Annotated in this window: 21 protein-coding genes and 2 pseudogenes; 9 read left to right on the top strand and 14 right to left on the bottom strand. The window is 65.0% G+C overall.

The features are described from left to right. Positions 1-262: 262 nt before the first annotated feature. From AX729_RS36980 to pncA, 11 genes and pseudogenes are all read right to left on the bottom strand, one after another. The gene (locus tag AX729_RS36980) at positions 263-1,123 is read right to left on the bottom strand and encodes an ABC transporter permease (protein WP_061029711.1); all 861 of its coding nucleotides are present in this window, start codon (positions 1,121-1,123) and stop codon (positions 263-265) included. Beyond that, entirely contained in the window at positions 1,120-2,049 is a 930-nt protein-coding gene (locus AX729_RS36975) for an ABC transporter permease (protein ID WP_061029709.1), read from the bottom strand. Before AX729_RS36975 ends, AX729_RS36980 begins: the two co-directional genes overlap by 4 nt. Further along, entirely contained in the window at positions 2,049-3,035 is a 987-nt protein-coding gene (locus AX729_RS36970; RefSeq protein WP_061029706.1) for an ABC transporter ATP-binding protein, read from the bottom strand. The genes AX729_RS36975 and AX729_RS36970 overlap by 1 nt, the downstream gene beginning before the upstream one ends. Continuing rightward, the gene (locus AX729_RS36965) at positions 3,032-4,015 is read right to left on the bottom strand and encodes an ABC transporter ATP-binding protein (RefSeq protein WP_061029705.1); all 984 of its coding nucleotides are present in this window, start codon (positions 4,013-4,015) and stop codon (positions 3,032-3,034) included. Before AX729_RS36965 ends, AX729_RS36970 begins: the two co-directional genes overlap by 4 nt. Position 4,016: 1 nt before the next feature. Then, positions 4,017-5,650: pseudogene (locus AX729_RS36960) on the bottom strand (ABC transporter substrate-binding protein). 30 nt (positions 5,651-5,680) lie between these two features. Further along, positions 5,681-6,496: a sugar phosphate isomerase/epimerase family protein gene (locus AX729_RS36955; protein ID WP_061029703.1), complete on the bottom strand. Its 816-nt coding sequence runs from the start codon at positions 6,494-6,496 to the stop codon at positions 5,681-5,683. Between the two features lie 447 nt (positions 6,497-6,943). Continuing rightward, positions 6,944-8,182, bottom strand: a complete 1,239-nt coding sequence (locus AX729_RS36950) for a DUF1236 domain-containing protein (RefSeq protein ID WP_061029701.1) — start codon at positions 8,180-8,182, stop codon at positions 6,944-6,946. Positions 8,183-8,289: 107 nt separating this feature from the next. Continuing rightward, the gene (locus AX729_RS36945; protein WP_061029699.1) at positions 8,290-8,673 is read right to left on the bottom strand and encodes a GrlR family regulatory protein; all 384 of its coding nucleotides are present in this window, start codon (positions 8,671-8,673) and stop codon (positions 8,290-8,292) included. Positions 8,674-8,706: 33 nt separating this feature from the next. Further along, a complete protein-coding gene (locus AX729_RS36940) occupies positions 8,707-10,740 on the bottom strand; it encodes an NAD(+) synthase (protein WP_061029697.1) in 2,034 nt (677 codons plus the stop codon). Positions 10,741-10,879: 139 nt separating this feature from the next. Continuing rightward, positions 10,880-11,995: an alpha/beta fold hydrolase gene (locus tag AX729_RS36935; protein WP_061029696.1), complete on the bottom strand. Its 1,116-nt coding sequence runs from the start codon at positions 11,993-11,995 to the stop codon at positions 10,880-10,882. Positions 11,996-12,011: 16 nt separating this feature from the next. After that, complete coding sequence (gene pncA / locus AX729_RS36930) at positions 12,012-12,638, bottom strand: bifunctional nicotinamidase/pyrazinamidase (RefSeq protein WP_061029694.1); 627 nt, start codon at positions 12,636-12,638, stop codon at positions 12,012-12,014. A gap of 268 nt (positions 12,639-12,906) precedes the next feature. Between pncA and glk the strand changes: the two genes are divergently transcribed. Together glk and AX729_RS36920 are read left to right on the top strand one after the other, a co-directional pair. Continuing rightward, positions 12,907-13,878: a glucokinase gene (gene glk / locus AX729_RS36925; RefSeq protein WP_061029692.1), complete on the top strand. Its 972-nt coding sequence runs from the start codon at positions 12,907-12,909 to the stop codon at positions 13,876-13,878. Between the two features lie 160 nt (positions 13,879-14,038). Next, complete coding sequence (locus tag AX729_RS36920; protein ID WP_061029690.1) at positions 14,039-14,251, top strand: hypothetical protein; 213 nt, start codon at positions 14,039-14,041, stop codon at positions 14,249-14,251. Positions 14,252-14,284: 33 nt separating this feature from the next. Here AX729_RS36920 and AX729_RS36915 read toward each other — a convergent pair whose 3' ends face one another. Further along, entirely contained in the window at positions 14,285-14,662 is a 378-nt protein-coding gene (locus tag AX729_RS36915; protein ID WP_061029688.1) for a response regulator, read from the bottom strand. A gap of 113 nt (positions 14,663-14,775) precedes the next feature. Continuing rightward, the gene (locus AX729_RS36910; RefSeq protein ID WP_061029724.1) at positions 14,776-15,570 is read right to left on the bottom strand and encodes a Spy/CpxP family protein refolding chaperone; all 795 of its coding nucleotides are present in this window, start codon (positions 15,568-15,570) and stop codon (positions 14,776-14,778) included. A 454-nt stretch (positions 15,571-16,024) separates the two neighbouring features. On the opposite strand from AX729_RS36910, the gene AX729_RS36905 reads away from it, so the two are divergent. The 6 genes from AX729_RS36905 (at position 16,025) to AX729_RS40870 (ending at position 22,144) form a co-directional block, all read left to right on the top strand. Next, positions 16,025-17,365, top strand: a complete 1,341-nt coding sequence (locus AX729_RS36905; protein ID WP_061029686.1) for an ABC transporter substrate-binding protein — start codon at positions 16,025-16,027, stop codon at positions 17,363-17,365. 132 nt (positions 17,366-17,497) lie between these two features. Further along, the gene (locus tag AX729_RS36900; RefSeq protein ID WP_061029685.1) at positions 17,498-18,436 is read left to right on the top strand and encodes a carbohydrate ABC transporter permease; all 939 of its coding nucleotides are present in this window, start codon (positions 17,498-17,500) and stop codon (positions 18,434-18,436) included. Next, entirely contained in the window at positions 18,436-19,347 is a 912-nt protein-coding gene (locus tag AX729_RS36895; protein ID WP_061029683.1) for a carbohydrate ABC transporter permease, read from the top strand. Before AX729_RS36900 ends, AX729_RS36895 begins: the two co-directional genes overlap by 1 nt. Before the next feature lie 6 nt (positions 19,348-19,353). Continuing rightward, complete coding sequence (locus tag AX729_RS36890) at positions 19,354-20,454, top strand: ABC transporter ATP-binding protein (protein ID WP_061029682.1); 1,101 nt, start codon at positions 19,354-19,356, stop codon at positions 20,452-20,454. A 33-nt stretch (positions 20,455-20,487) separates the two neighbouring features. Beyond that, positions 20,488-21,477, top strand: a complete 990-nt coding sequence (locus AX729_RS36885) for a hydroxyacid dehydrogenase (RefSeq protein ID WP_061029681.1) — start codon at positions 20,488-20,490, stop codon at positions 21,475-21,477. A 169-nt stretch (positions 21,478-21,646) separates the two neighbouring features. Beyond that, a complete protein-coding gene (locus AX729_RS40870; protein WP_061029680.1) occupies positions 21,647-22,144 on the top strand; it encodes a hypothetical protein in 498 nt (165 codons plus the stop codon). A 64-nt stretch (positions 22,145-22,208) separates the two neighbouring features. Here the strand turns inward: AX729_RS40870 and AX729_RS36875 are convergent, their stop codons facing one another. After that, entirely contained in the window at positions 22,209-22,706 is a 498-nt protein-coding gene (locus AX729_RS36875) for a DUF1993 domain-containing protein (protein WP_061029679.1), read from the bottom strand. 311 nt (positions 22,707-23,017) lie between these two features. Here AX729_RS36875 and AX729_RS36870 point away from each other — a divergent pair. Continuing rightward, positions 23,018-23,235 (top strand): annotated as a pseudogene (locus tag AX729_RS36870) (DUF2147 domain-containing protein); the annotation flags it as partial.

The raw sequence follows: 23,235 nt of genomic DNA, 5'->3' as shown, positions 1-23,235 counted from the left end.
GGCGGGAAAATGTGGAGCCGCCTCAGGCCTTTCCGGCCGGATAGCGCACGGGCCGGGCCGGCGCAACGGGAACTTGGGCCGGACAGGGCTCCCCTGCTCCCGGCGCGGGGTTTTGGCCCCCAGCTTTCCCCTCCGTCATTCCGGGGCGATGCGCAGCATCGAACCCGGAATCCATCGGGCGGCGGCACCCGCGGACAATGGATTCCGGGTTCGCGCCTTCGGCGCGCCCCGGAATGACGGCGGATGGCCCCGAGGCGCATCCCTACTGCAGCGTCGGATCGAGCCGGTCGCGCAGCCAGTCGCCGATGACCGAGACGGCCAGCGTCGTGATCACGATCGTGGTCGCCGGCGCCAGCATGATCCAGGGCGCCCGGGTCAGGTACTCGCGGCCATAGCCGACCATGTTGCCGAGGCTGGTCATCGGCGGCTGTACGCCCAGGCCAAGGAAGGACAGGCCGGATTCCATCAGGATCACCTCGGGGAAAACCAGAGTGGTCGAGACGATCAGGGTCGAGGCGATGTTGGGCAGGATATGGCGGAGATAGATCCGCGACGGCGTCGCCCCTAACTGGCGGACCGCGGCCGCATAGCCTTGCGCATTGGCGGAGATGGCGAGGCCCCGCGCGATGCGGGCGTAACGCTCCCAGCCGAACAGGCCCATCAGGCCGATCAGGAGCGGCAGCGAATTGCCGAAGAAGGCGAGCACGGCCAGCGCCATGATCAGGAAGGGCATGCTGGCCTGGAAGTCGGTCAGCATCAGCACCAGCTGCTCGACCGCCCCACGAAAATGCGCGGCCAGGAAGCCCAGCGTAGTGCCGACGATCGCCGAGATCGCGGTGGCGCCGAAGGCGATCAGCAGCGAGATGCGGATGGAGACCAGCAGCCGCGACAGCACGTCGCGGCCGAGTTCGTCCGTGCCGAGCCAGTGCGCCGCGTTGCCGGGTGCGGCGAGGCGATTGCGCAGGTCGAGCTGGGTGAAGCCGTAAGGCGCGATCTTCTCGGCGAGAGCGGCGATCACCAGCATCGCGACAATCCAGCCGATCGCCAACACGACAGAGACCGGAACTGCCGGCAACCTGATGCGGCGGCGGACGGCGGTGTCCTTGAGTGTCGCGTCGGTCATGCGTGCGCTCCCTTGGTGCGGAGCCGCGGATCGAGGAAGCCGTAGAGGAAATCGACGATCAGGTTCGACGTGACCATGGTCATCGCGACCAGCAGCAGGATGCATTGCACGACCGCGAGATCGCGATTGGCGACGGCGACGACCAGCAGGCGCCCTACTCCCGGCCAGGCGAACACGCTCTCGACCACGACCGCGCCCGCGATCAACGTGCCCACCATGAAGCCAAGAATGGTGACGGTCGGGATCGCCGCGTTCGGCAGCGCATGCGACGTCACCACCTTGCGCCACGGCACGCCCTTGGCCGAGGCGGTGCGGATATAGGGCTGGCCCAGCACTTCGAGCATCGCGCTTCGGGTGAATCGCGCCAGCACGGCGGCGCCGCCGAAGCTCAGAGTTGCGATCGGCAGGATGGCGTGGCGCCAACTGTCCTGCCCGCCCGACGGCAGCCAACCGAGCTGCACGGCAAAGACGAGCACCAGCAGCAGCGCGAGCACGAAGCTCGGCACCGTGAAGCCGGCGACCGCCGTCATCATCACGGCGCGGTCGATCGCCGAGCCACGATGCAGCGCGGCGTAGATCCCGGCGGGAACGCCGAGCGCGACCTTAAAGAAGAAGGCCGGCAAGGTAAGCGCCAGCGTGGCCGGGATACGCTCCAGCACGAGCTCGATCGCAGGCCGTCCGTCGCGCATGGAGCGGCCGAGCTCGCCCTTGGCGATGGCGCTGAAATAGTCGAGATACTGAAACCAGATGGGATCATCGAGGCCCCACGCCTTGCGGAACGCCGCGAGCACCTCGGGCGGCGCCTCCGGCCCCAGGATCATCAGCGCGGGATCGCCCGACAGTCGCAGAACAACGAAGGCAAAGGTGACGACGAGCACGATCGTGAGCGCGGCGCGCCCGATGCGAATGGCGAAGTAGCGTCCCATCACGCCGCGTCCCGTGTCTGTGCGCCCGTGACGAGATGGCAGGCGACCTGCCTGTTGCCGCCGACGGCCGCGAGCGCCGGCACCTCGCTCGTACAGCGCGCGATGGCGCGCGGGCAGCGGGGGTGGAAGGCGCAGCCGCTCGGCCGTGCCGCCGGGTTCGGCGGATCGCCCGACAGCACGATGCGCCCCGCGCTGCGGCGCCCCGGCGCGGGCGAGGCCGAGACCAGCGCCTGGGTGTAGGGGTGCTCAGGCCGCGCGAACAGGTCGTCGGCACTGCCGACCTCGACGATGCGGCCGAGATACATCACGGCCACGACGTTGCTGATCTGCCTGACGACGCGCAGATCGTGGCTGATGAACAGCATCGTCAGCGAAAGTTGCGCCTGGAGATCGGCGAGCAGGTTCACCACCTGCGCCTGGATCGAGACGTCGAGCGCGCTGACCGGCTCGTCGCAGACCAGGAAGTCGGGTTTCGTCGCCAGCGCCCGCGCCAGCACGATGCGCTGGCGTTGCCCGCCCGAGAGCGCGCCCGGATAGCGCGCACCGTGGGCCGGCGTGAGCTCGACCGCGCGCAGCAGCTCGCGGACGCGGTCCTCGCGCTCGGCTTGGGTTCCGAGATCATGAATGTCCAGCGGCTCACGGATTTGGGTGGCGACCGGCAGGCGGCGGTCGAGTGCGCCGAGCGGATCCTGGAAGATCATCTGCATGCGGGCGCGTTGTGCACGCCAGGCAGCCGTTCCCGGCGCGGCCATCGGCTTGCCCTGGAAGCGCACTTCGCCCCTATCGGGCGGCTCGAGGCCGAGCACGATGCGCCCCGTGGTCGACTTGCCCGAGCCGGACTCGCCGACGAGACCAAGCGTCTCGCCCCTGGCAATCGTGAGCGACACGCCATCGACCGCATGCACGGCCGTGCTGCGGCCGAACATTCCGGAGCGCATGGCATAGCTGCGCGAGATCGCGGAGACCTCGACGAGCGGCGGGCTCATTCGGCGGCAATCCCGAGCAGCGCGCGGCGCGAGGCCTCGGCGCGGATGCAAGCGACGCTGCGGTCATCCGCGATCGGCGCCAGCGGCGGCGCGCCAAGGCCGCACGGTTCGGCCGCCAGCGTGCAGCGCGGCGCGAAGGCGCAGCCGCCCGGCATGTGCGCCGGATCAGGCACCGTTCCGGGGATCGCTGTGAGGCGCCGCCGCGGTCCGTCGAGCGGCGGCAGCGCGCCGATCAGACCCTGCGCATAGGGATGCACGGGATCGGCGAAGAGCTGGTTGCTGGGAGCCTGCTCGACGATGCGGCCGGCATACATCACCGCGACCCGGTCGCAATTCTCGGCGACGACACCGAGGTCGTGGCTGATCAGCACCATCGCCATCCGCATCTCGCGACGGATGGTGAAGAGCAGCTCCAAAATCTGCGCCTGGATGGTGGCATCGAGCGCCGTGGTCGGCTCGTCCGCGACCAGCAGATCGGGATTTCCGGCGAGCGCCATCGCAATCATGACGCGCTGGACCTGGCCTCCGGAGAATTCGTGCGGATAGGCTTCGAGCCGCCGCCCCGCGTCGGGAATGCCGACGAGCTCGAGCAGCCGGCGGGCTTCCGCCTTCACGGCGCTGCCGGAGAGATCGCGGTGCAGCGCCAGCGCTTCGCACAGCTGCTTGCGGATGGTCAGCACCGGATTGAGCGCGCTCGCCGGATCCTGGAAGATCATGGCGATGCGCCCGCCCCGGACGCGATCGAGCTCGGAGGCCGGCGCGCCAAGGATCTCACGGCCATCGAGCCGCACCGAGCCAGAGACCTGCGCGTGCCGCGGCAACAGGCCGAGCGCAGCCAGCCAGGTCACCGATTTGCCCGATCCGGACTCACCGACGAGCCCGAGCGCCTCGCCCGTCTGCAGGGCAATGTCGACGCCGCGCAGGACCGGCACGCCGTTGAAGGCGACGCGCAAGTCCCGGATGCTGACCAGCTGCACCACCTTAGGCCTCGAAATTGCCGGCCCGGAAATCCATCGCGAAGGCGGGAGACGCCTTCCACTTGATCGATTTCGGCTTGGCCGTGAAGGTCGCGTTCTGGTGCAGCACCGTGTAGGCGGGGTCCTCGCGCTCGGCGATCTCCAGCATGCGGCGGAACGCCTTCTTGCGCGCGGCGCGGTCAGTCGAGGTTTCCAGGAACTCCGAGAGCTTGTTCAGCTCGACATTGGTCCATTCGCCGATCTGCTGCTGCTGGCCGTTCGGCCCGTGCTGGGCCACCAGCGAGGACACGGGATCGTTGAAGGCGGCCGAGTTCGACCAGTCGCGAACGGCGCGCGCAGGTCCACGCTCCATGATCTGCGACCAGTTCTCCTTGGTCTCGATCTGCACGTTGAGGCCGACGGACTTCCACATCTCGACCAGGATCTGCGCGGTCGCGACCTGGTTGGTGTAATAGTTGTTGAGCAGGCGATAGGGGATCGGATCGCCCTTGTAATTGGCCTGCTTGAGCAGATCCTGCGCGAGCTTGGGATCGTAGGCCGGCACGCTCCAGTCGGCAACATGTCGCCGTAGAACTCCCACTGAAGCCCCTTGGGCACGCGGGTGCGGCCGGCCCACAGGCTGTCGACGATGGCCTGGCGGTCGATCGCATGGGTGAACGCGCGCCTCACCAGCGGATTGGCGAGCTGGGCGTGGTTCTTGTCGAACACGGTCAGGCGATGATTGAGGATGGTGCCGCCCTGCACTTCGAATGCGGCGTTCTTCTCGATGCCGGCGATCTGGTCCGGCGGGATGTCGCAGGCGAACTGGTATTCGCCCGACAGCAGGCCATTGATCCGGCTCGCGACTTCAGGCACTTCGAGGAAGCGGATGCGCTTGAGCGGCGGACGACCACCCCAATATTCGTCGTGGGCTTCGAGCGTCAGCGACACGTCGGGCTTGAGCTCGACGACCTTGTAGGGGCCGGTGGTGATCGGCTTGCGCGCCCAGTCGAGATAGCTCGCAGACTCGTCCCAGGCGCGGCGGTTCATGATGTCGGAGCCGTAGCGCGACAGCCGGCCCTCGATGGTGACGTCGGGCGTCGCGTTGTAGAAGCGCACGGTGTACTTGTCGACGGCATCGACGCGCACGAGGTCCGGCCAGATGCGGCGGGCGACGGCCGGCACATCCGGCGGCAATTCCTTGCCCGGCCGCGGCGTCGGGATCTTCTCGAAAGCTTTAATCGTGGAGCGGTTCTTGGCCTCGGTCTCGCCGAACATGCGTTCGCGGCTGAAGGTGAAGACGACGTCGTCCGCCGTCAGCTCGTCGCCATTGTGGAACTTGACGCCCTGGCGCAGCTTGACCTCGACGGTCTGATCGTCGATGCGGCGCCATTCGGTGGCAAGGCCGGGCACGGCTTCGAGACTGCCACGCCAGTTCTTGGAGATCAGGCCTTCCCAGACCGACGAGAAGAATACGCGCTCGCCGACATTGGACTGCTCGCGCAGCACGTCGAGCACGTTCGAGTTGGTGACCTTCTGCACGGCGATCGTGACCGACGGACGGTTGTCGCCTTGCGCGATCGCAAAGCGCGGCAGCAGCAGCGTGCTTGCGGCAACGCCGCCGGATTTCAGGATGGTACGACGGGTGAGCTTGCTCATGATGATGGCGCCTGCCCTTTATGATGACGGTTATTCGGCGAGGCCGAGCGCGGCGAGATGGGCTGCGCCGGCGCGGACGTCGTCGTGGTTGCGGAGCTCGAGGATCAGCCGCGGGTTCGAATTCAGCCGGCCGAGTGCGCGAAATACGGCAACCCACGGGATGTTGCCTTCACCCGGCGCCCAGTGCCGGTCGGCAAAGCCGTCGGTGTCCTGGAGATGCACATGCGTCAGCATGTCCCCCGCGGTCTCGACGTAGTAGTCGACCGGCGGCGCGCCGGTGGAGATGTGAGCGTAGTTGGCGTGCCCGGTGTCGAGCGAGACGCGGACCTTGCCGCTTTCGAGCGCCCTGGCGAGGCGCACGCGGTCGCGTGGATCCTTGTCCTCGATGTTCTCGATGACAATCTCGCAGCCGATTGTCTCAGCGCGCGCAATCACCTCGGCGAGCGTCGCCTTGACGCGTTCGACGATGTTGCCGCGGTTCTCAGGATAGAGATCGAGATTGTTGTGGTCCCACGTCGTGAACGGCGAGTGGATCACCATCTGCGTCGCGCCGAGGAACTCGGCGGCATCGAGACCCTGAAGCAGGCGCTTGGACACGGCCTGGCGGATCATCGGATCGTGGCTGTCGATCTTGAAGCCCCAGAACGGGCCGTGGATTCCCAGGCGGCCGGTGTGACCGGCGAGCATCTGCTTGATCTCGCCCGCGGTGCTTCGCCAGTCGCCGTCGAGCAGATCGGCGCGGAAAAAATCCTGGATCTCGAGATCGCGCTGCCGTTCGAGCAGCCAGTCGCGATGCGCGGGGATGGATTTGATGGACAATGCGGCGCCCAGCACCGGCTTCGACATGGCTTGCTCCTTGGCCGTCAGCGATGACCTGGGCAGCGCTAGACCAGTTCAATGACAGGCCCGTGAAATGCGCCTTCCGCAGCATCGACAGGGTGTGGACATCTCGCTGGACGCATGCGGCGGATCAGGAAGCAGCGATCGCGCCACCGATGCCGAATGAACACAGGGCAAGCGGTATTCATGTCCGTAGTGATCCGGAATGGAATCCTAACGATGCTTCGCGTACATCGCGAGGCATCGATCGGCGGCCACTTCAAAGGGCATCACCCTCTGATCGCGCAACATGGGTTGGGGGACCACATGGGGCGGGGGATTGAAGGCTGGGGCAAGGTGACGAGGTCCGGACTCCTAGGCACTCCGGACCTCGAAGCTTTCTACATCGAACGCAATCGCGCCGCCCGGCTTGTTTGCCGGGCGGCGCGTTGTCGTTTCTGCAGCGTCGTGCAGTCAGCGCGTCTGCGACTCGATCGTCACCGTGCAATCGCCCTGCCCTTGCGTCGCGACCACGATATTGCCCGCCGGAGCGCCGAGCGCGATCGGCGCGGACGAGCTGCCGTCGGGCATCTGGACCGTTACGCTCAAGGAATCGGTGCGCGCAGTCGAGCCGACCGTCGTAGGTTCCACTTGGGCGACATTGCCCGAGGCGTCACGCCGCATGATCTGGCAGTTTAAAGGTGTTCCGCCGGCCGCTGCCATGCTCGACGAGGCGCTGCCGCCCATTTGTGCACGCGCCCGCGACGGATCGCGGGGCACCTGGCTGACGATGCGATTCGTCCGCGGCTCGACAATGACCAGCTCGTCATCCGTTGCGAAATACTCGTAGTCCCGATATTCGGGCTCGATCGAGACGATCTCGGGCGGCAGCCGGTGGAGACGCACGCGCGGCGGAATCGTCTCGCCGATCCGGATCGAGATGTTCAGATTGCGCTCCGGCTGCGCGAGGCGTGTGCGGCTGATCGTTTCGGAGATCCGCACCTGCTTCTCAGTCGTCACCTGGGCCTGCTGGTTGACCTGCGTGTTGGTTTGCGTCGACTGATTGGCTTGATTGGTCTGCGTGCCGGCTTGAGCTGGTGCGGTCTGTGCGTTGGTGCCCGGAGTCGTCCTGGTCGTATCCGTTGCGGTGGCCGGCCGGTTGTTCTGTTGCGCCGGCGGCTGTTGCTCGGCGGCATTGCGCGGCGGCTGAGCCTGGTTGCGCTCGTTCTGCTGGCCAGTCGGGCCGGTCTTGGACTTCTCGGATTCGGCCGCTGATTTCTGCGGCGCGGCCTTGTCCTGCTTCGTCTCAGCGCTGCTCTTGCCGGTGTCGCGTCCCGGTTTGGCGCTCTCCGCCTCGCGGTTCCGGTCACGCGAAGGCTCGCGAGACTCCTGTGCCTGATCCTTCGCCTTCGGCTGGTCGCGCTCGGCAGAAGTGGCCGGCTCGCGCTTGTCATCGCTGGCCTCGCGCTTAGCCGCGCTACCCTTGTCCTCGCGTCCCGCTCCTTGCAGTCTCTCCTGAGCGCCTTGCGCACGCTCCTGAACGCGCTCTTGAGCACTTTGGGCCGCGCCGCCGCGCTGCGGCACCGCGCCTCTTGCCGGTTCCTCGGCCCGTTTGGGTTCGTCCCTCGCTGCGCCCGGCGCCTGGGCGTAGGCCAAGCCGGACGCAAGCATCAATCCAACAGCCGCAGTCGACAACATCAAGTGCTTGCGCATGATCCCTCTCCTCAAAAATTCGCAACAACGGAGGCGAACGTTCAGCGGCGGCGAAGGTTCCGGAGGAGGAACGCAGCCGTGGAGTGAGTGAGCAGATCAGATCGCGTTCACATCGCATTCTTCAGCGTCAGTCGTGCCGTGAACGTCACGCTGGTCTTGCCGACCAGAGCCATGCCCTCGACTTCCGCACCGCCGGGAAAATAGTCGCCGGAGAAGCCGCAGGTGACCTCTCGGCCGCCGAATGCAAGCGTCCTGCCGACCGCTTCGCTGTGCTGATTGACGGTCATGTCGCCCCGCCACTTGCCGTTCCGGAACGTGTAGCTGCCGGTGTAGTAGAAATAGCTGTCGCCGCCCATGATGTGACCGTCGCAGAGCACGACGACACCCCTCGCCTGCCCGCGCTTGCCGTCGCGCATTTCGATGTCGAAAATGTAGAGGCCGTTGGTGACCTCGGCCTCGTCGCCCGCTTCTGCACCATCCTCAGCCGACATCGGATCAACTCCTCATGTCGATCGGTTGCCCGATCAGTTCGGCACGTTCCGTTCGAGATCCTCGAGCCAGGCGGCCGCGCTCGAGTCAGACGGCGCACGCCAATCGCCGCGCGGCGACAGCGAGCCGCCGGCCGAGACCTTCGGCCCATTCGGCATGGCCGAGCGCTTGAACTGGCTGAAGGCGAAGAAGCGGCGCAGAAACACCTCGAGCCAGCGCCGGATCTCCGGCAGATCATAGGCCTTGCGCCGGTCGTTCGGGAACGCCGGCGGCCATTCGCCTCTGGCGGCGTCCTTCCACGCATGAAGCGCCATGAACGCGATCTTGGACGGCCGCATGCCGAAGCGCAGCGTGTAGAACAGGTTGAAATCCTGCAGCTCGTAAGGCCCGACGGACGCTTCGGTGCTCTGCGGCTTCTCGCCCGGCTGCACCGGCACCAGCTCGGGGGAGATTTCCGCCGTCAGGATCGAGCCAAGCGTCCGGTTGACGTCGTCGCTGAACTGCCTGGATGCGATCACCCAGCGGATCAGATGCTGGATCAGCGTCTTCGGCACGCCGGAATTGACGTTGTAATGCGCCATCTGGTCGCCGACACCATAGGTGCACCAGCCGAGTGCGAGCTCTGAGAGATCTCCCGTGCCGATGACGATGCCGCCGTGATGATTGGCGAGCCGGAACAGGTAGTCCGTGCGCAGGCCGGCCTGAACGTTCTCGAAGGTGACGTCGTAGACCTTCTCGCCCTTGCCGAAGGGATGGCCGATGTCCTTCAGCATCTGCGTTGCGGTGGTACGAATGTCGAGTTCCTGCCAGCTCGTGCGCAACGCCTGCATCAGTGCCAGCGCGTGGGTCTTGCTTTCGCTGCCGGTGGCAAAGCCGGGCATGGTGTAGGCAAGGATGTTCTCGCGCGGCAGGCCGAGCAGGTCGACCGCCTTGGCCGCGACGATCAGCGCGTGCGTGGAATCGAGGCCGCCGGAGACGCCGATCACGACGCGCTTGGTGCCGGTCGCGCGCATGCGCTGTACGAGGCCGGCGACCTGGATGTTGTAGGCCTCGTAGCAATCCTGCTCGAGCAGGCTCTCGTCGCTCGGCACGAAGGGAAATCGCTCGATCTTGCGCAGGAATCCGATGTCGGCGGCCGGCGGCTTCAAAGCAAAGGTGATCCTTCGGTAGAAGCCCTCGCGCTGCCGGCGGTTGTCGTCGAACGTCCCCATCAACGCGCGTTCCTGCCTGAGCAGGTCGAGATCGACATCGGCCAGCGTGATCTGGCCGCCCTGGCGAAACCGCTCGCCTTCCGCCAGCAGCACGCCGTTCTCGTAGATCGAGGTCTGGCCGTCCCAGGCGAGATCCGTGGTCGATTCCCCTGCCCCGGCGGCGGAATAGACATAAGCCGCGAGGCAGCGCGCCGACGTCGATTGGCACAGCAGCGCGCGCGAGCGCGCACGGCCGATCGTGATCGGGCTCCCCGAAAGATTGATCAGCACGCTGGCGCCTGCGAGCGCCAGCTCCGAGGCCGGCGTCACCGGAATCCACATGTCCTCGCAGATCTCGACGCCGATGGTGAGGCCCGGGACGTCCTCGGCCGCGAACAACAGATCGACGCCGAACGGGGCGTGCAGGCCGCCGAAGGCGATCGTCTCGCCGGTGATGGCGGCGCCGGATGCGAAATGGCGCCCCTCATAGAACTCGCGATAGGTCGGCAGATAAGATTTCGGCACCACGCCGAGGACGTTGCCGCGATGAATGACGACCGCACAATTGTAGATGCGATGGCCAAAACGCAGCGGCGCTCCGACGATCAGGACAGTCATCAGCTCCGCGGAGGCCTCGACGATCGCGGCGAGACCGCGCTCGACCGCATCGAGCAGCGGATCCTGCTTGACCAGATCTTCGATCGCATAGCCGGACAGGCACAGCTCGGGGAACACGGCGACGGCCACCGACTGCTCGTGGCAGGCATCGGCCGCCGCCAGGACGGCCTTGGCGTTGGCCGAGGGATCGGCAACATGGGAGGTGGTGACGCAGGCGGCCACGCGCGCAAATCCGTGGGCGTAAATCGAGTGGAAAGTCATCGAGCGCAGTACCCTTAGCTCTCTTCGCTGCCGAAGCCCTCAGCTCCGCCCCCTTATGTAGCCCATTGACCGGGTCCCGTGCGAGCCATCCGCCGTCATGCATAACGGATTTGCAGGGGCGCCTGCCCTGTTGGCGAGCTCAGGCGCTGCGGGCCAGAACGCCCGACAGATCGTCGCGCAGCCACTCGGCGATCCGGGGCCATGCATGCGCGTGGGTGCGCGCGCCCATGAACAGGCCGAGATGATTGCTCGGCTCGGAAGCCGCAGCGATGAAGGCCGGCGGCGTGCCGAGGAGTCCGGCGGTGGCGAGCGCCTGCGCAGCCGGCACGACATCGTCGTCGAGCCCGGCCAGCAGGAAGACCGGGATCTTGACGTTCCTCAGGTCAATGGCGCGGCCGAGCGCGACGAATGTGCCGCCGGCAATCCGGTTCTCCCGGAAGATCCGGTTGACGATCTCGAGATAGTACGTGCCCGGAAGATCGAGCGTCTCCGTATTCCAGCGATCGAAGCGCGCGAGAAGCGTCGCGCCCTCCTCGTCCGAGAGATCCCTCTGCAACGCCGCCACGATATCTTCGCGGCTTGGGGCTTTTGACCACAAGCGCAGCATCTCGTCGCCGCTGACGTTGCCGCCCCCACGCGCCACCAGCTGGTCGTAGACCAGCTCGGGCGCGTTGCGGGTGAGCCGCGATAGCGAGGACTCGATCGACAGGTCCACGGGAGCGCCGACCAGGACCAGCCGCCGCACCTTGGCTGGAAAGCGCGCCGCGTAGAGCAGCGACAGCCATCCGCCCTGGCAAAGGCCGACGAGATCGACCGGCGCGCCGATCTCGTCGATGGCGACGTTGAGATCGCCGAGATAGTCGTCGATGGAGAGATAGCGCATGCTCGGGGTGGCCGACCGCCAGTCGGTGAGATAGACCCGGTCGATACCGCCCTGTTGCAGGGATTGCACCACGCTGTGTCCCGGCGCGAAATCGGCGATCAAGGCCCGATGCAGCGCATAGGGGGCGCAGACCAGCGCCGGCTGGCCGGACCGGGTCCGCGAGCAATCGCGCAGCTGCATTGTCGCGAGCTCCAGCGCAACGCTGTTGGGTGTCGTCCATGGCAGGCTGCTGTCAACCTGCTCCGCCGGTGCCCGCTCCAGCCACCAAAAACAGGCATCCATGGCAAGCTGCGCGGCTGCGAACGGCCACAGCCGCGGATCATCAGGGGCATACCCGGGGCCGCGCGGCTGTTGGGCGGTCTTTTCCACCATGGCTATCTCGATATCATCACAGGAACGCCTCGAGGCTCACGACGGCGATGCCGAGGTCCCGAAAACTCTGATGGGTCGCGGCGACCGAGCCGTCGAGATCGATGCCGCGGCAGGCATCCTCGACGACGGCCACCTCCAACCCCGCCTTGCGCGCGTCCTCCGCCGAGAAACGGACGCAGAAGTCGAGCGCGAGACCGACGAGAAAGACAGTCTTCAGCTCGCGTTCGCGCAAATAGCCGAGCAGTCCGGTCGGCGTCCGATGGTCGTTCTCGAACAGCGCCGAGTAGGAATCGATGCCACGGCGAAAGCCCTTGCGCACCACGAGGTTCGCCCGCGTCACGTCGAGATCGCGATGAAATTCAGCGCCCGCCGTGCCTTGCACGCAATGCGTCGGCCATAGCACCTGCCTGCCGTAGTCGAGCTCGATGGTCTGGAACGGCTGCTTGCCCGCATGGTTCGGCGCGAACGAGACGTGGTCGCTCGGATGCCAGTCCTGGGTCAGCACCACATTCGCGAATTTTTGGGCGATCCGGTTGATGGCGGGGACCACCTTCTCGCCACCGGGAACGGCGAGTGCCCCGCCGGTACAGAAGTCGTTCTGCACGTCGATCACCAGCAGCACGTCCCGGTCGGAAATCTTCATCGCAAGTCCCCATTCGATCCGGCTGGCGTCAAGCGCCGGCCGCTCCCTCCAATGTCGATCTTCCGGCGCGGCTTCGCAACCACCGACCGCATGCGGCGATACCGCGCTGACCGCCAGGGGTCGTTCCGGAATGCAACGCTTTGGCCTTGTCCGTGTTGACTAGGAACAACCAAGCGAGGATTCTCAGTCCGTCCGCGCTTGCGGATCGGATCAGGAACGGAGGCGAAGGTTCCCGAGGGCTGGCAAGGCCGCGGAAGCCGCAGGGGCCATGGGCATCGGCAAGGCAGGACAAATTCTTCTCGCCGACATCGGCGGCACCAATGCGCGCTTCGCGCTGAGCCGGAGCGGTCAGACCGGACCGATCGATTATGTGAAGGTCGCTGACTTCCCGACCGTCCGCGAAGCCATCGCGGACGTCCTGGCGCGCCGGTCGGGCGGCGAGCAGCCCGAAAGAGCGGTGCTGGCCGTGGCGGGTCCTGTCACCAACAACCGCTGCGTCATGACCAACAGTCCCTGGGTCATCGACGGCAACGAGTTACAGCCCGCGCTCGGCTTCGACAGCGTCCATGTGCTGAACGACTTTGAAGTGGTGGCCTGGTCCCTGCCCGCCTTGCAGCCAGCCGACCTGATTCCGCTCGGCGGAGGCGGTGGCTTGCCCGGAGAACCGTTGCTGGTCGTCGGTCCCGGCACCGGTTTTGGTGTCTCCTGCCTGGTCGAACGCCATGGTTCGCGGCTGGCCGTCGTCACCGAGGCTGGACACGCGACCCTGCCGGCGGAAAACGAGCGGGAAGAACGCGTGATCGCCTGCTTGCGCCGGCGCCTCGGCCATGTCTCGATCGAGCGAGGCGCACTCTCGGGTTCCGGGCTGCAGAACCTCTACGAAGCGTTGGCCGAGATCGATGGCACTCAGGTGCCGCATCGCGATGCTGCCGCCATCACCAAGGCCGCGCTGGAGGGCAGTTGTCCCGTTAGCCGCGCGACGCTGGAGATGTTTTGCGCCATCCTCGGCTCGGTCGCCGGAAATCTCGCGGTGACCTTCGGCGCCCGCGGCGGAGTCTATGTCGCGGGCGGAATCGTGCCCCGCTTTCGCGAGTTCCTCGCAAACTCGGCGTTCCGGGCACGCTTTGAAGCGAAGGGACGCTTCCAGGAGTATCTGCGCAACATCCCGACCCGGCTCGTCATCAAGCCTGATGCGAGCTTCGTCGGCCTGACGATGTTTGCCGAGCACAATGCGATCTGAGGGATTGCGAGCTGAGGGATGTTGCGTCCCCCGTCTCACAGGTTCCAGTAATTAACAACTGATTGTAACCCGGACGCAGTTCCACGCAGGATCGTGCTTGCCTGCGCGTTTCCGATACGAAACAATCCCGCCCTGTGTGGCGTAGTTGCGGGGGCGTGACATGCGTAAGCAGGATCTGGGTTTCGACTATCACCGCTATCACCGGCTCCTGAGGGAAGCGGATAGCGAAGACAAGCGGCTTGCCTTGATCGAGCTCTTGATCGAGGAGAAGGCGCGGGACCGGCTGGCGGCCCAGCGCGCCTCCGATCGCGCGGCCATGACGGCCCACACCATTGCGACGGTGCTGAGGAACGGCCGCAGCTCAGCCGGTTGAACCACGCCCCGGCCTTGCGCCCGGCATGATCGATCAGCTTGGAATTGTGGCTGACGACTTGGGAAACATCGAATCGATCATCGTCTTGAGCTGATCCATGGCGATCGGCTTGCGCAGGATGGGCCGGCGCCGAAGCAAGGACGGCAGCAGCTCCGGACCATAGCCCGTCGCGAACAGAAACGGCTTTCCACGACGTTCGATCAGGTCGGCGACGGGATCGACGTAAACGCCCATCAGATTGATGTCGAGGATGGCCAGATCGTAGTGCGCGGTCATAGCGAAGGCGCTGGCGTCGCGGACATTGTCCGCTTCCGCGACGACATGGTGGCCGAGTTCCTGCACCATGTCCGCCATCATCATCCGGATCAAGGCCTCGTCTTCGACCAGGAAAACGGAGAGTCCGTCCGCCATATCAACCCCGCAGTCAGCGTCGCGAAGCTAACCATAGCCGAATTGCGGAGTGGATACACGAATTCGTGGCCCTGACCGCTCATGCGCGCATGCCCGGTCGGATTCATTTGAGATCAATCCAGCCCTCGCTCGTGGCTCAGGCGCACCATCTCCTGAATGAACACCTGCTTTTGCTTGTCATCCAGGCTCGAATAGAGCGGCTCGGCGGCGTCGGCGACGTTGCGTTGATCGGCGGCGCGATCAATCAGGAACTGCGCCTCGTTGCGCATCTGCTCGATGATGTCGTCCGGCGGGTCCCGCTTCGCGCGCGCAACCCGCAGGTTGAGCCGCTCTGCACCATTATGCCCGAGGTAGTGCATCGCGCTCGAGAAGCCGTACCAGTGTTTCTCCTGTTCCGGCGTGAGGTTCAGTTGCGTCTTGATCCGCTCGATGTAGGAATCGCTGTTGGCGACGATCTGCTCGGCGGTCAGCTGCGGCGCGCCGGTCTGGGTGAGAACCGTGACGTCCTTGTTGTCCTTATTACCCTTGTCCTGCGGCGCGTTCTTCGCCTCTTTGGTGGCTTTGGCGCTCTTGCCCGGCTTGGCGCTCTTGGCGTCCTTGTCCTTGGCTGCGCCTTGCTGCTTGGCGTCCTTGCTGGACTCCTTGGCGGGCGGCGGCTGATTGCCGCCGTTGTTGTTGCCGACGCCGAGCACGCCGGTGAAGACGCCAACCACGCCGCCGATCGCGCCGCCGAGCACGCCACCAACCGGACCCGCCGCCTTGTTCCCGGCCGCCGCGCCTTCCTGAACGCCTTTGACCAATCCTTGAGCATTGGCCAATTCTGCACCACCGAGCAAGAGCGCGAGCACGGCGCCCAGCGCGAAGCATTGCCGCAGGATAAGCCGCGCTGGCAGCGCCGCGTTCATCATTTTCGTCTCCATCGTCAATCCGACTGGCTGATCGGGTGGGCGTCACCCGCCAGCTGCGACTCTATCGTTTCCGCCGCTGCGAGGTCCATACGCTGCCGATTGCTGTCCACGCCCGAAAAGTCTTTCAAGCGAAGCGGTTATGCAGGCTTATTCGAAACTGCGGCGCAAATGCGCACGGATCGTCTCAGACCGAACGACGCGCGAGTGTGCGTCGCAAAAACCGAGCGCTCCACGTGAGTCACGGCCTTTCCGGACACCACGTTAGTTTTAGACGCGGAGTTGTTCGGCTTTCTCGACAGATGCGATCAATCATGATCTGATCGCGCTACCAATTTGCTGCGGCTTGCTTGAAATTGCTCTCGCCAGCCGACGGCAACAACAAGAAAATCGAACAGAACCAAAAGAGACTCTGTCAGAGGAAACTCCAACAACAACACCCAGGCGAGGAAACGAGATGTCACGCAAGACACTGACGCGACGTCAATTTGTGGCTGCCACTGCAATGTCCTCCGCGGCGCTGATCTCAGCGCCGTATGTCCGGGGCGCTTACGCCGCCGGCAAACTCTCGATCGGCTTCTGGGACCATTGGGTGCCGGGCGCGAACAAGGCCTCGACCGACCTCGTCAATGAATGGGCGGCGAAGGAGAAGGTCGAGGTCTCGATCGACTACATCACCAGCAACAACAAGAAGCTCGAACTGACCGTCGCGGCCGAAGCGCAGGCGAAATCCGGCCACGACATTCTGCAGATGCCGACCTGGTGGCCGCATGCCTATGCGGACCAGCTCGAGCCGGTCACCGACATCATGGGGCCGATCATCAAGCAAAACGGCGAGGTGAACGGCACGACCAAATATCTCGGTCAGGCCGGCGGTAAGTGGCTTGCCGTCCCTGCCACCGTCGGCAGCCAGATCAAGGGCCCCTGCTCGCGCATCGACCTCATGAAGAAGCACGCCGGGATCGACGTCCAGGAGATGTATCCGGCGGGCAGCACACCCAAGGACGAGAACTGGACGACCGACGTCTTTCTCAAGGCCGCCGAAGCCTGCAACAAGGCTGGCTTCCCGTTCGGGATCGGCCTCGGCGAGACAACCGACAGCGTCGATACCGCCGGCGCGATCTTCCAGTCATTCGGCGCCGAGCTCGTGAACGCCAAGGGCGACATCACCGTGAAGACCGACGCCGTGCGCCAGGCTCTCGAATTCTACAAGAAGCTGATCGCGGTGCTTCCGGCGGACGCCGCCTCCTGGGACGACGCCTCCAACAACAAATGGCTGATCTCGGGCCGCGGTGCACTGATCCTGAATCCGCCGAGCTCGTGGGCCGTTGCCAAACGCGACGCACCACAGGTCGCCGAACAATGTTGGACGCACGGCATGCCGGCCGGTCCGAAGGGCCGCTTCGCACCGTTCCTGCCCTATTTCTGGGGCGTCTGGGCCTTCGGCAAGAACAAGGAAGCCGCCAAGAGCCTGCTGACTCATCTGTCGCAACCGTCCTCGATCGAAAAGTTCGTCGCGGCGAGCGGCGGCTACGACCTCCCGGCCTTCGCGAACATGACAAAGCTGAAGACGTGGGCCGAGGAAGGGCCGCCGAAGGGCACGCTCTACAGCTATCCCGACCCGCATGGCCGCCAAACGATGTCGATCGCGGCCTCGCCGGCGCCGCCGAAGATTGCACAGCAGATCTACAGTCAGGCTACGCTGACCAAGCTGGCGCTACGCTATGCGCGCGGCGAGACGATGGAGCAGGCGCTCGCCTGGGCCGAGGGCGAGTGCGAAGGCTTCATGCGGAGCTGATGCCGGGTGCTCATTGCGGTTCACGCGTTCGCGCGTGAGCCGCCGGCGACTCCGCCCTTTCCATCCCTTGTCGTGGGAAGCCGACCGATGCGGCCGGCTTCCCCGTTGAACCTTCCATCAGAAAGTTTGACCATGGCCGATGTCGTCGTTGAGCAGGGTCGCTCCGTCCGCGCCGCGACTCCGCGCAAACGCACAAGCTTGCACAATGCGCTGAGGCGGAAGTCGACGGTGGCGTTCTTTCTGACGCTTCCGCTGATTATTCTGATCGCGCTGCTGGTGCTCTATCCAGCCTTCTATTCCGTGCACCTCGCGACGCTGAACAAGTCGATGCAGAAATTCGTCGGCTACGCCAATTTCACTTTCCTGTTCAAGCGCGACACGTTCTGGATGGTGGTGAGGCAATCCTGCATCTTCGCCATCACCGCCGTGTTCTTCAAGGCGCTGCTGGGCTTCATCGTCGCTCATTTCGTCCACAACCTGCCGGCCAAGGGGCAGCGCAAGTGGCGCGGCATGCTGCTCGTGCCCTGGGTCATCCCGCCGGCGATGAGCACGCTGGCCTGGCTCTGGCTGTTCGACCCCTCCTACAGCGCCTTCAACTACACGCTGTCCTTCTTCGGCATCGGCCCGATCCCCTGGCTTGGCGACACCTTCTGGGCGCGCTTCTCGGTCATTCTCGTCAACGTCTGGTATGGCGCACCATTCTTCATGATCATGTACCTGGCGGCGCTGAAATCGGTGCCGGACCAGCTCTACGAGGCCGCAGCCATCGACGGCGCCAATTGGTGGCAGAAGATCTGGCACATCACGCTGCCGATGATGCGCAACATCATCGCCATCACGACACTGTTCTCGCTGATCGTGACTTTCGCCAATTTCGACATCGTGCGCATCCTGACCTCGGGTGGTCCGCTGGATTCCACGCATATCTTCGCCACCTGGGCGTTCCAGGTCGGCATTCAAAGCAGCGACATTCCGCTCGGGGCGTGCGTCTCGCTGTTCATGGTGCCAATCCTCGCAGTCGCCGCGATCTTCATCCTGCGCGACGTCAGCAAACGTGGGAACGAAGCCTGATGAGCACGCTCGCAATCGACAAAGGCGGCCCCACGCGGAAGGTCAAGTACCGGAGCATGAGCCGGGATCGCGCCTGGGCGCTCCGCTGGTCCTACTTCTTCCTGGTGCTGTTCGCGATCTTCTCGCTGACCCCGCCGATCTACATGCTGATCACCTCGCTCAAGAGCAGCGCGGAGATTTCGGCGGCGACCAATCCTTGGTGGGTGTTCAGTCCCACCCTGTCGAACTACGTCGACCTTCTGACCTCCAACCAGTTTCTTCGCTTCTTCTGGAATTCCGCCATCGTCTCCATCGTGGTCGTGATGGTCACCATGCTGATCAGCATTCCCGCGGCGTTCGCGCTGGCGCGGATGAAGTTCTGGGGCTCGACCACGCTCGCGACCGGCGTGTTCCTCACCTATCTCATTCCGGACAGCCTCCTCTTCATTCCGCTGTTCAAGATGCTCGCGGTGGTCCAGGACCTGACCGGCATCACGCTGCTCAACAGATGGTACGTGCTGCTGTTCATCTATCCGACGCTGACCGTGCCGTTCTGCACCTGGATCATGATCGGCTATTTCGCCTCGATCCCGAAGGAGCTCGATGAGGCAGCCCTCATCGACGGCGCCTCCTGGCTGCAGACCCTGACGCGGATATTCATTCCCGTCGCGCTGCCCGGGCTGATCGCTGCGACCATCTTCGCGTTCACGGTGTCCTGGGCGCAATTCCTCTATCCCCTGGTGTTCACCACATCGGTCGATCAGCTCGTGCTCCCGGTCGGCATCACCACCACGCTGATCAAGGGCGACGTCTTCAACTGGGGACAGATCATGACCGGCGCACTGCTCGGCGCGGCGCCGCCGCTGATCATCTACGCGTTCCTGATGGACTATTACATTGCCGGCCTGACCGCCGGCGCGACAAAGGGTTGATGACTCATGGCTGAGGTTGCTCTGCGGAAGGTAGTCAAGCGTTACGACGATGTGGAAGCCGTGCGCGGCATCGACCTCGACATCGCCGACCATGAGTTCATCGTGCTGGTCGGCCCGTCCGGCTGCGGCAAGTCGACCACGCTGCGCATGATCGCAGGGCTTGAGGACATCAGCGACGGCGACATCATGATCGGCGGCGACATCGTCAACGACGTCCCGCCGAAGGACCGCGACATCGCGATGGTGTTCCAGAACTACGCGCTCTATCCGCATATGACGGTGGCCGAGAACATGTCGTTCGGACTGCGCCTGAAGCACTATCCGAAGGCCGAGATCAAGGCCCGGGTGACGGAAGCCGCCCGCCTCCTCGACATCACCGACCTGATCGACCGCAAGCCGAAGCAGCTCTCCGGCGGCCAGCGCCAGCGCGTCGCGATGGGCCGGGCCATCGTGCGCAATCCGAAGGTGTTCCTGTTCGACGAGCCGCTCTCGAATCTCGATGCCAAGCTGCGCGTTCAGATGCGGATCGAGATCAAGAAGGTGCACCAGAAGGTGCGCACCACCACGGTCTACGTCACCCACGACCAGGTCGAGGCGATGACGCTGGCCGATCGCGTGGTGGTGATGAACAAGGGGCGCATCGAGCAGATCGGCACGCCGAACGAGCTCTACCACAAGCCGGCGACGCGCTTCGTCGCGGGCTTCATCGGCTCGCCGGCGATGAACTTCATCCCGTGCCGGCTCGAGGATGTCGGCGGCACGCTTCAAATCCGCCTCACCGACCGAATCGCCTTCCCGCTGCCGCCGGCCCGCGCCGCGCGTTACAACGCGCTGCCGCGCACCGAGAAGCTGCTGCTCGGCCTGCGGCCCGAGCATCTCACCGAGTCGAACGCCCATCTCGAGCCCGGCGTCGAGACCTTCGACACCGTGCTCGACGTCACCGAACCGATGGGGATGGAGACGCTGGTCTATTTCGGGCTCGACGGCACGCCGGTCTGCGGCCGCGTCAATCCCAATGCCGGCGCCAAGGACGGGGCTCCCATGCGTTTGGCGATGGACCTCAACAACATGCACCTGCTAAACGAGGAAACCGGCGTCGTGCTGTGACGCCGCGATCCAAGAAACGCAGGCAGAGGAGCGATGACGACCAACAAGAAGAAGATTTTCGTTACACAAACTTTGTCGCAAGGGGCACGCGCCCTCCTCACCCAGCGGGACGATATCGAGCTCGTCGAGTTCGCGAACCTGATCTCGGCGAAGGACTTCGAGGCCTTGCTGAAGAGCCATGCCCCCGTCCACGGCGTGGCCCTCGGCGCCACCGCCTTCGGCGAGACCGAGCTCGAAGCCGCCAGGGACATGAAGGTGGTGACCCGGATCGGCGTCGGCTACGACGCGGTCGATGTGCCCGCCCTCTCCCGCCGCAAGGTGCCGCTGATGGTCGCCGGCAGCGCGAACTCGCCCTCGGTCGCGGAAGCGGCGTTGTTCATGATGCTGACGCTGGCCAAGCGCGCGCAGGAGATGCACGCCTGCGTCAAGGACGGCAAATGGGCCGACCGGCTCGGCATGCTGCCGTTCGATCTCTACGGCAAGACCGTGCTGATCATCGGCTTCGGCCGCATCGGCAGTCGCACCGCCAAGCGCTGCCTGGCATTCGAAATGAACGTCCAGGTCTACGATCCCTACAAGCCCATTGCTGACATCAAGGCGGCGGGCTGCGAGCCCGTTACCGACCTCGACGCCGCGCTGCCGAGCGCCGACTTCGTCACCATCCACTGCCCGAAGACGCCCGAAACGGTCGGCCTGTTCGACGCGGCGCGGATCGGCCGGATGAAGCCGAGATCCTACCTCATCAACACCGCGCGCGGCGGGATCGTGAAGGAGGCTGCGCTGTACGATGCCCTGGTCTCCGGCAAGCTCGCCGGCGCGGGCATCGACGTGTTCGAGGTGGAGCCGCCGCCGGTCAGCAACGCGCTGTTCGCGCTCCCCAACGTCATTATCGCCCCGCATGTCGCCGGCGTGACGGTCGAGTCCGTCCAGCGCATGAGCGAGCAGACCGCGCGCAACATCCTGAGTGTCCTGGACGGCGATCCCATCCGGCAGAACGTGATCAATCAGGACGTGCTGGGCTGAGCCGAATTCCTGGCGGGCGCCGGGTGCGCCCGCCTTCGGACCGCCAGAAAGCGTCCCATTTTGGTGCAGATCGAGCCCCAACTCAGCCTTAATCAAGCGCGCGTAATGAGACCAGCCGCGGCGGCAGTGGGACAGTCTGGCCGGCCGCGTCGAGTTGGAGGATGAACCCTTGTCAGAGATCGACCCGACGGACCACGCGCTTGCGACCATTGCCAGCATCCTGGAGCACCCCGAGCCCGTCCTCGTCGTTCGCGAGACCGAGACCATCCGGGAGACCGAGATCGTGGTCGTCGGTGAGCAGCCGTCCGTCGACGAGCATCATGCGGTCGAAGAGCATCATGCAGTCGACGAGCATCCAATGGTCGATGAGCAGCCGCTGGTGCCGGAGCACACCGATGCGGACGGCTACAGCAAGGTTGGCCCCGGCCCGATGGTTGCGATCCGCCTCAAATGGACGGTCCACCGCGACGACGACGGCCAGTTCTACGTCCACGAGACCATCGGCGAGCAATCCGCCCCCGTGGTCAGCGGCCCGATGACGAGCGAGGCCGCCGTGCGCTTCGTCGATGAGCGCGAGGACGAGTCACATCGTCGCTTCGAAGAGCTGCGCAGCGAGATCGCCGGCCGAAGCTCGCTCGCCGAATACGAGCGCAAGGGCGAAGCGTAAAGCTTCACCGGATGTCGCCGTACACCTCTCCCCGTCGGGGAGAGGTGTATACCAAGCCCGCCAACTACTTCCTCCCGAGATAATCCTTCTTCACCAGCTCGACGCCGGCGTGCCGCAACAGGTCGTAGGCCGTGGTGACGTGAAAGAAGAACTGCGGGACGCTGAACGTCAGCAGCAGCGTCCGCCCGGTGAAGGGCAGCTCGGTGCCGTTCTTCAGCCTGAAGAAGACATTCCGTTCCGCAGCCGCATCGATCTCCGCGCGGGGCAGGCTTTCGATGAACTCGATCGACGTTGCGATGCGCGCCTGAAGCCCGGCCATGTCGTGCTCCAGCGCCGGCAGCGCCACCGGCTCGCACTGCGCCAGCAAGGCCGGGGCGACCACCGCATGGCGGCAGGCTTCGCCGACCTGCTGCGCCAGATCGTACATATTCGGCGCAAGGCGCATGCCGAGCAGAACCGCCGGATTGAATTTGCGGGCATCCGCATAGGCAACGCCCTTGTCGAGCAGCGCGGACAGGTTGCGCAAATAGGGCACGAAGAGGCCGACCGAGGCCTCGTACATCGAGATCGTCACCTTGAAAGTCCCTTCAATTCGCCTCGCCAGGGGACGGGCATCTGGTCTAAATCCAAATCCGAAGAGCTACACAATGACAGCTCGCACAAGGGTGGAGAAGAGAGGGCTCCCGGGACGGACAGGCTCTGGCCGCGTCCTCCTGTCGCTTGCCACGGCCAAACTTTGGACCGGCTCGGGGGCTATTGAACCGGGAACCGCTGGAAGACGACTCATACCAACGACAGTGATCTAGATCACTTTTTGCGAGCGAGCCGGCGCGTAAGCGTCGGTGCGGGGACCACCTGTTTCAGGAGACGGAAATGAGGAAGCTGTTGGCCACGGCCGCATTCCTTTTGGCGAGCACCGCCGCTCAGGCGCAGTACACGTTCGAATACGGCGGGCGCACCATCCGCATTGATCCGGACCGCGGCACGGTGCAGATCCCCGGGGTCTACGACAACACCGGCCAAAGCAAGCCCAAGAAGGCCAAGAAGAACGAGACGAGCCCGGGTCAGCAGGCGCCGCAGCAAGCCACGGT

Source organism: Bradyrhizobium sp. CCH5-F6 (assembly GCF_001556045.1).
Lineage (GTDB): Bacteria > Pseudomonadota > Alphaproteobacteria > Rhizobiales > Xanthobacteraceae > Bradyrhizobium.
Note: the sequence above shows the minus strand (reverse complement) of the source record. Positions and strands in the feature narration are given on the sequence as shown.

Excerpts from the sequence above, each read along its gene's own strand:
- AX729_RS36955 (WP_061029703.1), bottom strand. The coding sequence starts at position 6,496 with ATGTCGAAGCCGGTGCTGGGCGCCGCATTGTCCATCAAATCCATCCCC.
- AX729_RS36890 (WP_061029682.1), top strand. The coding sequence starts at position 19,354 with ATGGCTGAGGTTGCTCTGCGGAAGGTAGTCAAGCGTTACGACGATGTG.
- AX729_RS36875 (WP_061029679.1), bottom strand. The coding sequence starts at position 22,706 with ATGTACGAGGCCTCGGTCGGCCTCTTCGTGCCCTATTTGCGCAACCTG.
- AX729_RS36950 (WP_061029701.1), bottom strand. The coding sequence starts at position 8,182 with ATGCGCAAGCACTTGATGTTGTCGACTGCGGCTGTTGGATTGATGCTT.
- AX729_RS36945 (WP_061029699.1), bottom strand. The coding sequence starts at position 8,673 with ATGTCGGCTGAGGATGGTGCAGAAGCGGGCGACGAGGCCGAGGTCACC.
- AX729_RS36915 (WP_061029688.1), bottom strand. The coding sequence starts at position 14,662 with ATGGCGGACGGACTCTCCGTTTTCCTGGTCGAAGACGAGGCCTTGATC.
- AX729_RS36885 (WP_061029681.1), top strand. The coding sequence starts at position 20,488 with ATGACGACCAACAAGAAGAAGATTTTCGTTACACAAACTTTGTCGCAA.
- AX729_RS36975 (WP_061029709.1), bottom strand. The coding sequence starts at position 2,049 with ATGGGACGCTACTTCGCCATTCGCATCGGGCGCGCCGCGCTCACGATC.
- AX729_RS36900 (WP_061029685.1), top strand. The coding sequence starts at position 17,498 with ATGGCCGATGTCGTCGTTGAGCAGGGTCGCTCCGTCCGCGCCGCGACT.
- AX729_RS36910 (WP_061029724.1), bottom strand. The coding sequence starts at position 15,570 with ATGATGAACGCGGCGCTGCCAGCGCGGCTTATCCTGCGGCAATGCTTC.
- AX729_RS36970 (WP_061029706.1), bottom strand. The coding sequence starts at position 3,035 with ATGAGCCCGCCGCTCGTCGAGGTCTCCGCGATCTCGCGCAGCTATGCC.
- AX729_RS36935 (WP_061029696.1), bottom strand. The coding sequence starts at position 11,995 with ATGGTGGAAAAGACCGCCCAACAGCCGCGCGGCCCCGGGTATGCCCCT.
- pncA (WP_061029694.1), bottom strand. The coding sequence starts at position 12,638 with ATGAAGATTTCCGACCGGGACGTGCTGCTGGTGATCGACGTGCAGAAC.
- AX729_RS36980 (WP_061029711.1), bottom strand. The coding sequence starts at position 1,123 with ATGACCGACGCGACACTCAAGGACACCGCCGTCCGCCGCCGCATCAGG.
- AX729_RS36940 (WP_061029697.1), bottom strand. The coding sequence starts at position 10,740 with ATGACTTTCCACTCGATTTACGCCCACGGATTTGCGCGCGTGGCCGCC.
- AX729_RS36895 (WP_061029683.1), top strand. The coding sequence starts at position 18,436 with ATGAGCACGCTCGCAATCGACAAAGGCGGCCCCACGCGGAAGGTCAAG.
- glk (WP_061029692.1), top strand. The coding sequence starts at position 12,907 with ATGGGCATCGGCAAGGCAGGACAAATTCTTCTCGCCGACATCGGCGGC.
- AX729_RS36920 (WP_061029690.1), top strand. The coding sequence starts at position 14,039 with ATGCGTAAGCAGGATCTGGGTTTCGACTATCACCGCTATCACCGGCTC.
- AX729_RS36905 (WP_061029686.1), top strand. The coding sequence starts at position 16,025 with ATGTCACGCAAGACACTGACGCGACGTCAATTTGTGGCTGCCACTGCA.